Source organism: Streptomyces sp. NPDC059524, from assembly GCF_042749255.1.
GTDB classification, from domain to species: Bacteria; Actinomycetota; Actinomycetes; order Streptomycetales; family Streptomycetaceae; genus Streptomyces; species Streptomyces xanthii.
The window spans coordinates 1-12055 of the sequence record NZ_JBHYTK010000001.1 but is presented as its reverse complement, the minus strand read 5'-3'; the positions used below and the strand labels follow the sequence as shown (position 1 = coordinate 12055).

The 12055-nt window shown below is 70.3% G+C and carries 9 protein-coding genes; 8 read left to right on the top strand and 1 reads right to left on the bottom strand.

Annotated features, from left to right (window positions below; all coding sequences use genetic code 11):
• The 7 genes from ACFW9D_RS00045 to ACFW9D_RS00015 all read left to right on the top strand — a co-directional run.
• On the top strand, positions 1-707 hold a 707-nt coding region (locus ACFW9D_RS00045; RefSeq protein ID WP_384616302.1), incomplete at its 5' end, for an LLM class flavin-dependent oxidoreductase.
• A gap of 30 nt (positions 708-737) precedes the next feature.
• Positions 738-1946 (top strand): methionine adenosyltransferase, encoded by a 1209-nt coding sequence (gene metK, locus ACFW9D_RS00040; RefSeq protein ID WP_384616301.1) that lies wholly within the window; start codon positions 738-740, stop codon positions 1944-1946.
• A gap of 31 nt (positions 1947-1977) precedes the next feature.
• Positions 1978-2958: a carbohydrate kinase family protein gene (locus tag ACFW9D_RS00035; protein WP_384616299.1), complete on the top strand. Its 981-nt coding sequence runs from the start codon at positions 1978-1980 to the stop codon at positions 2956-2958.
• On the top strand, positions 2955-6425 hold the full coding sequence (metH, locus tag ACFW9D_RS00030) for a methionine synthase (protein WP_384616297.1): 3471 nt from the start codon (positions 2955-2957) through the stop codon (positions 6423-6425). Before ACFW9D_RS00035 ends, metH begins: the two co-directional genes overlap by 4 nt.
• On the top strand, positions 6422-7312 hold the full coding sequence (metF, locus tag ACFW9D_RS00025) for a methylenetetrahydrofolate reductase [NAD(P)H] (protein WP_188341914.1): 891 nt from the start codon (positions 6422-6424) through the stop codon (positions 7310-7312). Before metH ends, metF begins: the two co-directional genes overlap by 4 nt.
• Positions 7302-8699: an adenosylhomocysteinase gene (gene ahcY / locus ACFW9D_RS00020; protein WP_384616295.1), complete on the top strand. Its 1398-nt coding sequence runs from the start codon at positions 7302-7304 to the stop codon at positions 8697-8699. The genes metF and ahcY overlap by 11 nt, the downstream gene beginning before the upstream one ends.
• A 201-nt stretch (positions 8700-8900) precedes the next feature.
• Positions 8901-9515 carry a hypothetical protein gene (locus tag ACFW9D_RS00015; protein ID WP_188338560.1) on the top strand — a complete coding sequence of 205 codons (615 nt, stop codon included), beginning with the start codon at positions 8901-8903 and terminating at the stop codon, positions 9513-9515.
• Between the two features lie 24 nt (positions 9516-9539).
• Here the strand turns inward: ACFW9D_RS00015 and ACFW9D_RS00010 are convergent, their stop codons facing one another.
• A complete protein-coding gene (locus tag ACFW9D_RS00010; RefSeq protein WP_384616293.1) occupies positions 9540-10544 on the bottom strand; it encodes an RDD family protein in 1005 nt (334 codons plus the stop codon).
• Positions 10545-10649: 105 nt separating this feature from the next.
• On the opposite strand from ACFW9D_RS00010, the gene ACFW9D_RS00005 reads away from it, so the two are divergent.
• Positions 10650-11657, top strand: a complete 1008-nt coding sequence (locus ACFW9D_RS00005) for a stage II sporulation protein M (RefSeq protein WP_188338562.1) — start codon at positions 10650-10652, stop codon at positions 11655-11657.
• Positions 11658-12055: the final 398 nt, after the last annotated feature.

The window sequence follows — 12055 nt, the reverse complement described above, 5'->3', positions numbered from 1 at the left end:
GGGGCCGCGCCGCGCGCCCGGGCGCTCGGCGCGCCACCACGCTCGCCGCCGCGCTCGCCGCCCGCACCGAGCGCATCGGCCTGATCGTCTCCGCGCTCCCCGCCGACCAGGCGCCCTACCACGTGGCCCGCATCGTCGCCTCCCTCGACCACCTCGGCCGGGGCCGCACCGGCTGGCTCGCCGGCACCGGCGACCCCGAGGGCCGGACCGCCGAACTGATCGACGTCGCCCGCGGCCTGTGGGACAGCTTCGACGACGACGCCTACGTCCACGACCGCACCGACGGCCTGTACTGGCGCCTCGACGCGATGCACCGCCTCGACCACCGGGGCCGCCACTACGACGTCGCCGGCCCCCTCAACGTGGCCCGCCCGCCGCAGGGCCACCCCGTCGTCGCCGTGTCCGGGCCCGCCCTGGCCGCGCACGCCGACCTCGTCCTGCTCGACGACCCGGCCGACGTGCCCGGCGTCCGCGACCGGGCCCCCGGCGCCAAGATCCTGCTGACCACGCCCGCCGGCGCCGGGGACCTGCTCGCCGCCTCGGACGCCGACGGTCTCGTCGTCGACCTGCGCGACGCCCGCGACCCGGAACGCGTCACGGCCGCCGGAGTCTCCGGCCGCCCGCACGCGCCGACCCTGCGCGCCCGGCTCGGACTGCACCGCCCCGCCGGCCGGTACGCCGACACCGGCGTCACCGCCACGGCCTGACACTCCGTCCGCCCTGCCCTTTGGAGAACCATGTCCTCTCGCCTGTTCACCTCGGAGTCCGTCACCGAGGGCCACCCCGACAAGATCGCCGACCAGATCAGCGACACGATCCTGGACGCCCTGCTGCGCGAGGACCCCGCCTCCCGCGTCGCCGTCGAGACCCTGATCACCACCGGCCAGGTCCACATCGCCGGCGAGGTCACGACGAAGGCCTACGCGCCGATCGCCCAGCTCGTGCGCGACACGATCCTGGACATCGGCTACGACTCCTCGGCCAAGGGCTTCGACGGCGCGTCCTGCGGCGTCTCCGTCTCCATCGGCGCCCAGTCGCCCGACATCGCGCAGGGCGTCGACACGGCGTACGAGAAGCGCGTCGAGGGCGACGACGACGAGCTGGACCGGCAGGGCGCCGGCGACCAGGGCCTGATGTTCGGCTACGCGACCAACGAGACGCCGAACCTGATGCCGCTCCCGATCGAGCTGGCCCACCGGCTCTCCCGCCGGCTGACGGAGGTCCGCAAGGACGGCACGCTCCCGTACCTGCGCCCCGACGGCAAGACCCAGGTGACCATCGAGTACCGCGGCAGCCGCCCTGTCCGGCTCGACACCGTCGTCGTCTCCTCCCAGCACGCGCCCGACATCGACCTCGGCTCGCTGCTCACCCCGGACATCCGGGAGCACGTCGTCGAGCACGTCCTGGCCCGCCTCGCCGAGGACGGCATCAAGCTCGAGACCGACGACTACCGCCTGCTGGTCAACCCGACCGGCCGCTTCGAGATCGGCGGCCCGATGGGCGACGCCGGGCTCACCGGCCGCAAGATCATCATCGACACGTACGGCGGCTACGCCCGCCACGGCGGCGGCGCCTTCTCCGGCAAGGACCCGTCCAAGGTCGACCGCTCGGCCGCCTACGCGATGCGCTGGGTCGCCAAGAACGTCGTCGCCGCCGGCCTCGCCGAGCGCTGCGAGGTCCAGGTCGCGTACGCGATCGGCAAGGCCGAGCCCGTCGGCCTCTTCGTCGAGACCTTCGGCACCGGCCGCGTCTCCCAGGACCGTATCGAGCAGGCCGTCCGCGAGGTCTTCGACCTGCGCCCGGCCGCGATCATCCGCGACCTCGACCTGCTCCGTCCGATCTACGCCCGGACGGCCGCCTACGGACACTTCGGCCGCGAACTGCCCGACTTCACCTGGGAGCGGACCGACCGCGCCCAGCAGCTCAAGCTGGCCGTCGGTGTCTGACCGGGGCGCTCGGCCCGACGGGAGTGCTCGCGTGCGTACAGCGGTGACCGGATCGATCGCCACCGACCATCTGACGGTCTTCCCCGGCCGGTTCGCGGACCAGCTGATCCCCGATCAGCTGGACCACGTCTCCCTGTCGTTCCTCGTCGACAGCCTCGACGTGCGACGGGGCGGCGTGGCCGCCAACATCGCCTTCGGCCTCGGCGGCCTCGGCCTGAGCCCGCTGCTGGTCGGCGCCGTCGGCGCCGACTTCGGCGAGTACGAGGTGTGGCTCAAGGAGCACGGCGTGGACACCGGCGGTGTCCATGTGTCGGCCGAACGGCAGACCGCCCGCTTCATGTGCACCACGGACCGCGACGCCAACCAGATCGCCTCCTTCTACACCGGGGCGATGGCGGAGGCCCGCGAGATCGACCTCACCCGGCTGCCCGTGCCCGCCGCCGAACTCGACCTGGTCGTCGTCGCGCCCAACGACCCGGACGCGATGCTCCGGCACACCCGCCAGTGCCGCGAACTCGGCCTCGCCTTCGCGGCCGACCCCTCCCAGCAACTGGCCCGGCTCGACGGCCCGCAGACCCGGCAGCTGGTGTCCGGGGCACGCTGGCTGTTCACCAACGAGTACGAGGCCGCGCTGCTGTGCGAGCGGACCGGGTGGACCCGCGACGAGGTCCTGGACCACGTCGGCACCTGGGTCACCACCCTCGGCGAACGCGGCGTGCGCATCGAGGCAGAGGGCCGCCCCGCGCTGACCGTGCCGGCCGTCCCCGACGTCCCGGTCACCGACCCGACCGGCGTCGGCGACGCGTTCCGGGCCGGTTTCCTCGGCGCCGTCTCCCGCGGCCTGCCGATCGAGACCGCCGCCCGCCTCGGCTGCGCCGTGGCCGCCCTCGCCCTCGCGGCCGTGGGCTCCCAGACCTACCGCGTGGACGGCGCCGCACTTCTCGGCACGGTGACCCGGACCTACGGGGCCGCGGCCGGACCGCTCACCGACTGGCTCGGAGACCTGTCATGACGCCCGCATCCGATCCCCGAGCCCGCGTGGCCGCCCTCAGGGACGCCCTAGCCACCCGTGTCGTGGTGGCGGACGGCGCCATGGGGACGATGTTGCAGGCGCAGGACCCTTCGTTGGACGACTTCCAGCAGTTGGAAGGCTGCAACGAGATCCTCAACGTCACGCGCCCGGACATCGTGCGTTCGGTGCACGAGGAGTACTTCGCGGTCGGTGTGGACTGCGTGGAGACGAACACGTTCGGGTCGAACCACACGGCGTCGAGCGAGTACGACATCGCGGACCGGATCGTGGAGCTGTCCGAGGCGGGCGCCCGGATCGCGCGTGAGGTCGCGGACGAGTTCGCGGCGAAGGACGGCCGGCAGCGGTGGGTGCTGGGCTCGATCGGTCCGGGCACGAAGCTGCCGTCGCTGGGCCACATCGACTACGCGACGATCCGTGACGGCTATCAGCAGAACGCCGAGGGCCTGCTCGCGGGCGGCGCCGACGCCCTGATCGTCGAGACCACCCAGGACCTCCTCCAGACCAAGTCCAGCCTGATCGGCGCCCGCCGGGCCATGGACGCCCTGGGTGTCCAGGTCCCGCTGATCTGCTCGCTGGCCTTCGAGACGACCGGTGTGATGCTGCTGGGCTCGGAGATCGGCGCCGCGCTGACCTCCCTCGAACCGCTGGGCATCGATCTGATCGGCCTGAACTGTTCGACGGGTCCGGCGGAGATGAGCGAGCACCTGCGCTACCTGGCGCAGCACTCCACGACGCCGTTGATGTGCATGCCGAACGCGGGTCTGCCGATCCTGACCAAGGACGGCGCGCACTTCCCGCTGACCCCGGTGGAGATGGCGGACGCGCAGGAGAACTTCGTCAACAGCTTCGGCCTGTCGCTGATCGGTGGCTGTTGCGGTTCGACTCCTGAGCATCTGCGTCAGGTCGTGGAGCGCGTACGGGAGATGACGCCGCCCGAGCGTGCTCCGCAGCCCGAGCCGGGTGCCTCCTCTCTCTACCAGACGGTGCCGTTCCGGCAGGACACGGCGTACATGGCGATCGGTGAGCGGACGAACGCGAACGGGTCGAAGAAGTTCCGTGAGGCCATGCTGGAGGGCCGTTGGGACGACTGTGTGGAGATGGCGCGCGACCAGATCCGTGAGGGCGCGCACATGCTCGACCTGTGTGTGGACTACGTGGGCCGTGACGGTGTCGCGGACATGGAGGAGCTGGCCGGCCGCTTCGCGACGGCGTCGACGCTGCCGATCGTGCTGGACTCGACCGAGGTCGACGTCATCCAGGCGGGTCTGGAGAAGCTGGGCGGGCGTGCGGTCATCAACTCGGTGAACTACGAGGACGGTGACGGCCCGGAGTCGCGTTTCGCGAAGGTCACCCGGCTCGCCAAGGAGCACGGCGCGGCGCTGATCGCGCTGACCATCGACGAGGAGGGCCAGGCCCGCACCGTCGAGAACAAGGTCGCCATCGCCGAGCGGCTGATCGCCGACCTGACCGGGAACTGGGGCATCCGCGAGGCCGACATCCTCATCGACTGCCTCACCTTCACGATCTGCACGGGCCAGGAGGAGTCGCGCGGCGACGGCATCGCGACGATCGAGGCGATCCGCGAGCTGAAGCGCCGCCACCCGGACGTGCAGACCACCCTCGGCCTGTCCAACATCTCCTTCGGCCTCAATCCGGCCGCCCGCATCCTGCTCAACTCGGTCTTCCTCGACGAGTGCGTGAAGGCGGGTCTGGACTCGGCGATCGTGCACGCCTCCAAGATCCTGCCGATCGCCCGCTTCGACGACGAGCAGGTCAAGGTAGCGCTCGATCTGATCCACGACCGGCGTGCAGAGGGTTATGACCCGTTGCAGCGGCTGATGGAGCTGTTCGAGGGCGCCACCACGAAGTCCCTGAAGGCCGGCAAGGCCGAGGAACTGGCGGCGCTCCCGCTGGAGGAGCGGCTCAAGGCCCGCATCATCGACGGCGAGAAGAACGGGCTCGAAGCCGACCTCGACGAAGCCCTGGCGGACACCCCAGCCCTCGACATCGTCAACAACACGCTGCTCGACGGCATGAAGACGGTGGGCGAGCTGTTCGGCTCGGGGCAGATGCAGTTGCCGTTCGTGCTGCAGTCGGCCGAGGTGATGAAGAACGCGGTGGCCTATCTGGAGCCGCACATGGAGAAGTCGGACGCCGAGGGCAAGGGCACGATCGTGCTGGCCACGGTGCGCGGCGACGTCCACGACATCGGCAAGAACCTCGTCGACATCATCCTGTCGAACAACGGCTACAACGTCGTCAACCTGGGCATCAAGCAGCCCGTCTCCGCGATCCTGGACGCGGCCGAGGAGCACAAGGCCGATGTGATCGGCATGTCGGGGCTCCTGGTCAAGTCGACCGTGATCATGAAGGAGAACCTCCAGGAGCTCAACCAGCGCAAGCTGGCCGCCGACTACCCCGTCATCCTCGGCGGCGCGGCCCTGACCCGCGCCTACGTGGAGCAGGACCTCCACGAGATCTACGAGGGCGAGGTCCGCTACGCCCGGGACGCGTTCGAGGGCCTGCGTCTGATGGATGCTCTGATCGCGGTCAAGCGCGGTGTCGCCGGGGCCACGCTGCCCGAGCTCAAGCAGCGCCGGGTGCCGAAGAGGGAGCTGCGGCTGGAGGAGCCTGCGAGCGTCGGGCGTTCCGACGTCGCCGTCGACAACCCGGTCCCGCAGCCGCCGTTCTGGGGCACCCGCGTCATCAAGGGCATCCCGCTCAAGGACTACGCCTCCTGGCTCGACGAAGCCGCCCTGTTCAAGGGGCAGTGGGGACTCAAGGGCGACACCATCGAACGCGAGGGCCGGCCCCGGCTGCGGATGTGGCTGGACCGGCTGCGCACCGAGAACCTTCTGGAAGCGGCCGTCGTGCACGGCTACTTCCCGTGCGTGTCCAAGGGCGACGACCTGATCGTCCTGGACGAGTTCGGCAACGAGCGGACTCGCTTCACCTTCCCGCGCCAGAGCCGCGGCCGTCGCCTGTGCCTCGCGGACTTCTTCCGTCCGGAGGAGTCGGGCGAGACGGACGTCGTCGGCCTCCAGGTGGTCACCATGGGCTCGAAGATCGGCGAGGCCACGGCCGAGCTGTTCGCCTCCGATTCCTACCGCGACTATCTCGAACTGCACGGCCTGTCCGTCCAGTTGGCCGAGGCCCTCGCCGAGTACTGGCACGCCCGCGTCCGCTCCGAGCTGGGCATCGCCGGAGCCGATCCCACGGCGCTCGACGGCATGTTCCGCACCGAGTACCAGGGCTGCCGCTACTCCCTCGGGTATCCGGCCTGCCCGGACCTGGAGGACCGGGCCAAGATCGCGGACCTGCTCCGGCCCGAGCGGATCGGGGTCGTCCTCTCCGAGGAGTTCCAGCTCCACCCCGAGCAGTCGACGGACGCCCTCGTCCTGCACCACCCCGAAGCGAGCTACTTCAACGCCGGAGGACGCCCGTGAGCACCCTGCGCGACACCCTGGCGCGCGGCACCCGGACCTTCTCCTTCGAGTTCTTCCCGCCGAAGACCGCCAAGGGCGAGCAGACCCTGTGGCAGGCCGTGCGCCGCATCGAGGCGCTGGCCCCCGACTTCGTGTCCGTCACCTACGGGGCCGGCGGCTCCTCCCGGGACCGGACGATCGACGTCACCGAGCGCCTCGCGACCGAGACGACTCTGCGCCCGGTCGCCCACCTGACCGCCGTCGGACACTCGGTGGCCGAGCTGCGGCACATCATCGGCCGGTACGCGGACGCCGGGGTGCGCGACGTGCTGGTGCTGCGGGGCGACCCGCCCGGCGACCCCAAGGGGCCCTGGACGCGGCACCCCGAGGGCCTCAACCATGCCTGGCAGCTCGTCGAACTCGTCCGCTCGCTCGGCGACTTCAGCATCGGCGTCGCCGCGTTCCCGGAGAAGCACCCGCGCTCGGCGGACTGGGACAGCGACATCCGTCACTTCGTCGCCAAGTGCCGGGCCGGCGCCGACTACGCGATCACGCAGATGTTCTTCGACGTGGAGGACTATCTGCGGCTGCGCGACCGGGTCGTGGCCGCAGGGTGCGACGTGCCGATCATCCCGGAGATCATGCCGGCCACCGATGTCCGGCAGATCCGCCGCTTCGCCGAGCTCTCCGACGCCGCGTTCCCCGAGGACCTGGCCCACCGTCTCGAAGCCGCCCGGGACCGGCCCGACGTCGCGCACGAGATCGGCGTCCACCACGCGACCCTCATGGCGGACCGGCTGCTCGCCGAAGGCGCGCCCGGCCTGCACTACATCACGCTCAACAAGTCCACGGCTGCCCTGGACATCCACCGCAACGTACTGAGCTCGAGGAGCCTCCATGTCAGCTGAGTTCACCGACTTCAAGGTCGCCGACCTCTCCCTCGCGGCGTTCGGCCGCAAGGAGATCACCCTTGCCGAGCACGAGATGCCCGGCCTCATGTCGATCCGCAAGGAGTACGCGCAGGCCCAGCCCCTGGCCGGCGCCCGGATCACCGGCTCCCTGCACATGACGGTCCAGACGGCCGTCCTCATCGAGACCCTGGTCGCCCTCGGCGCCGAGGTCCGCTGGGTCTCCTGCAACATCTACTCCACCCAGGACCACGCCGCCGCCGCCATCGCCGCCGCCGGCATCCCGGTCTTCGCCTGGAAGGGCGAGACCCTCGAGGAGTACTGGTGGTGCACCGAGCAGGCCCTGACCTGGCCCGGCCACGCGGGCCCGAACATGATCCTCGACGACGGCGGTGACGCCACCCTGCTCGTCCACAAGGGCGTCGAGTACCAGAAGACCGGTGAGCTGCCCGAGGCGTCCAACGACGAACTCGCCGTCGTACGAGCCCTGTTGGAGAACAGCTCCCTGGACTGGACCCAGCTCGCCTCGGAGATCCGTGGTGTGACGGAGGAGACCACGACGGGTGTCCACCGTCTGTACGAGATGCACCGTGACGGCACCCTGCTGTTCCCGGCGATCAACGTGAACGACGCCGTCACCAAGTCGAAGTTCGACAACAAGTACGGCTGCCGTCACTCGCTGATCGACGGCATCAACCGCGCCACGGACGTGCTGATCGGTGGCAAGACGGCTGTCGTGTGCGGTTACGGCGATGTGGGCAAGGGCTGCGCGGAGTCGCTGCGTGGTCAGGGCGCGCGGGTGATCATCACGGAGATCGACCCGATCTGCGCGCTGCAGGCGGCGATGGACGGCTACCAGGTCACGACGCTGGACGAGGTCGTCGACAAGGCGGACATCTTCGTCACCACGACCGGCAACAAGGACATCATCATGGCCGCCGACATGGCCAGGATGAAGCACCAGGCGATCGTGGGGAACATCGGTCACTTCGACAACGAGATCGACATGGCCGGTCTCGCGAAGACCCCGGGGATCGTGAAGGACGAGGTCAAGCCGCAGGTCCACACCTGGACCTACCCCGACGGCAAGGTCCTCATCGTGCTGTCCGAGGGCCGCCTGCTGAACCTGGGCAACGCCACCGGCCACCCCTCGTTCGTGATGTCGAACTCGTTCGCGGACCAGACGCTGGCCCAGATCGAGCTGTTCACCAAGCCGGAGGAGTACCCGACCGACGTCTACGTGCTGCCCAAGCACCTCGACGAGAAGGTCGCCCGCCTCCACCTCGACTCCCTCGGCGTCAAGCTCACCCAGCTGCGCCCGGAGCAGGCCTCGTACATCGGCGTCGAGGTCGACGGCCCGTACAAGCCCGACCACTACCGCTACTGAGCACCCGCTGCTCCGCACGCATCACCCCGCCTGACACCAGGCCGAGCTGAACCGCGCTGCAAGGACAGGCCCCCGCACCCCCGTGCCGGGGGCCTGTCCCGTGGAGCGGCCCGCACCCGCCGGCCCGATCACCGGCGGCCCGGACCCGTCAGACAGCCCGGACCCGCGTCACCGGGCCAGACAGAGGACGCCACGAACCCCATGCCCCGCGGCCGATATTCGCTCCACGATCCGCACGATCACACCCCCCTCGGTGAAGAACACTTCCACTGCGCCCCCGGCCCCTCCGGCTGGCGCTACGTGGCCCAGCGGACCACCCCCTCCGGCGATCACTCCGGCTCGATCGACCTCGCCCTCGACGAACTCGGCCGCCCCCTCCGCCTCGAACTGAACGCGGCGAGCTGGCAGGTCCGAGGAGCCGCCCTCGACGGCGTCACCTGGGTGCGCACCGACCCCACCGGCACCCACGCCACCGAAGGCAACGCACCCGCGCACGCGTTCACCGGCACGTCCCCCGCGTTCCTCGTCGCCACCGCACGACTGCTGCGCCTCACCCCCGCTTCCCCCTCGACCCGCGTCCGCCTCGTCGCACTGACCGACCCCGTGCTGGCGCCCCGCACGCTGGACCAGTCCTGGACCTTGCTGGAAAGCGAAACACACGCCACTGACAACGGACCCCTGATCGTGGACGCGTACCAGGTCACAGCCCTGGACACGGGCGAGCAGCACACCGTCCACATCAGCGGCGACGTCGTCCTCGCCGCCCCCGGCATCGAGCTGGAACACCTCGAGACCCCGCCCTCGACGTTCCCCTGACCCGCCCCGGCCCGTCGGGCCGGATCACGCAGGCGGCACGAACCCGGTCGCGGGCGGCTCGGGCCGCTCGGCACCGTCCGCGGGCTTGCGCAGCGAGGGCGGGGGAGCGCCGCCGTCCGCTCCGTACGGCCCCGGCCCGCCCGGAGCCACGAAACCGGAGGCCGGCGAGGCCGGCGGCACGGCACCCGGAGAAACAGGAACGGGAGCAACGGGAGCAACGGGAGCCGACGGAGCGAACGTGCCCGTGGAACCCACGGCCTGAACGGGCCCGCCCTGCGCACTCGCCCCGAACGCCCGCTGAGCCTCCCGAGCCTGCCGCTCGTGCACCACGGCCGCCAGGAACGCCGCCGGCGGCACCCCCTGCGGAACCTGGGCCCCCGTGCGCGCCGCGAGATCCGCAGCCAGCCCCTCCGCCATCCGCCACCCCACCTGCGGATCGAGCTGCCCCATCCGCGTCAGGTACTGCCGCACCGCCAGCCACAGCCCCTCGGGCACCGCCGACAGATCCAGCTCCGAGAACCGCCCCACCAGCCACGCGGGCGGAGCCGGCACGAACGAGGCCTGCCCGGCCGGCACCCGCTCCCGTACGACGAGCGTTCCCGCGAACACGTCCCCGAGGCGCCGCCCGCGTGCCGACACCAGCGACGCGATGCACGCCACGACGCCGAACGTCATGAGGATCTCGACGACACCGACGGCCCCGCGCACCAACGCGTGCCGGAACCGGATCGGCCCGCCGTCGTCCCGCACCACCCGCAGCCCGCACACGAGCTTCCCGAGCGAGCGCCCATGACTCAGCGTCTCCACGGCGATCGGAATCCCGACCAGCACCAGCAGGAACATCGCCACCGCCAGCGCGGCCGCCGCCGCGTCGTCCAGCGAGGCCGTCGCCGCGACGACGCCGATCGACACCACGATGTAGACGGCGAACGCCGCCACCAGGTCGATGAGCACGGCGAGCGCCCGGCTCGGCAGCTTCGCGGGCCGCAGCTCCAGTGCCACGGCCTCACCTGTCACCAGCTCACTCACGCCGGCCACCCACCCTTCCCCGACCTGCCCTTGGAAGCGCCAGTCTGCCAAGCTGAGCTCACATCGCGCCGTACAGGTGCCGGAAAGCTAGGAGCAGCAGACCGGATGGACCTCGACGTCTTCGTGTCAGCCCACCGCGCAGAGTGGGACCGCCTGGACGCCCTGCTGCGCCGCCGGCGCCGCCTCACCGGTACGGAGGCGGACGAACTGGTCACCCTGTACCAGCGCACCGCCACCCATCTCTCGCAGATCCAGTCGAGCGCCCCGGACCCGAGGATCGTCGGCCGCCTCACCCAACTCGTGGCACGCGCGCGAAGCGCCGTCACGGGAACCCGTACCGCTTCATGGCGCGACGTGACCCGCTTCCTCACCCACGGATTCCCCGCGGCCGTCTACAGGGCGCGCCACTGGTGGGTCCCCACCGCGCTCCTCTCCACCGCGATAGCCGCCTTGATCGGCTGGTGGATAGGCACGCACCCCGAAGTCCAGGCCTCCATAGCCGCCCCGTCCGAACTCCGGGAGATGACCCGCCCCGGAGGCCAGTACGAGACGTACTACTCGAGCCACCCGGCGGCGTCCTTCGCGGCACAGGTGTGGACGAACAACGCCCAGGCCGCCGCGATGTGCCTGGTCCTCGGCATCTTCCTGGGCCTGCCGGTCCTCTGGATCCTCTTCCAGAACATGCTCAACGTGGGCGTCGGCATCGGCCTCATGACATCCGCCGGCCGCCTCGACACCTTCCTCGGCCTGATCCTCCCGCACGGCCTCCTCGAACTGACCGCGGTCTTCGTCGCCGCCGGCACCGGCCTCCGCCTCGGCTGGACGGTGATCGACCCCGGCCCCCGCACCCGCCGCACCGCACTCGCGGAAGAAGGCCGGGCCGCCCTGGGCATGGCGATAGGCCTGGCCCTCGTCCTCTTCGTCTCCGGCGCCATCGAAGGCTTCGTCACCCCGTCGGGCCTCCCCACCTGGGCCCGGATCGGCATAGGCATCGCCGCCGAGCTCGCGTTCCTCTTGTACGTCTACGTCCTGGGCGGCCGGGCCGTACGAGAAGGGGAGTCCGGCGACCTGGACGAGGCCGAACGCAGCGCCGTGCAGCCGACCGCCGCTTGATGTGCGAACTGCCCGTGTGACCTGCTAGTCTCCTCTCACCCGGAAAGACCGTTGACACGGCCTGGACGGGGAGGTAGATTCGAACAGTTGACCCGAACTGGACATGTTCGGCTTCAACGGTTAGCGTCTAGCGCGCTTCACGAAATAACATTCTTCGAGAAGCCCCTCCGATTAATCAGAAAATGAACGCCGGTCAGACCGGCCCAAAACTTCTGATAAAGTCGGTTCAGCCGAAAGGCAAAGGCCCTCCAACGGCCACCGGAAATGAAATCCGAACCGGAAACGGAACGGAAAAAGGATCTGGTAAGGTTGGAAACACCGAAGGGAAGCGCCCGGAGGAAAGCCTGAGAGAGTCTCTCGGGTGAGTACAAAGGAAGCGTCCGTTCCTTGAGAACTCA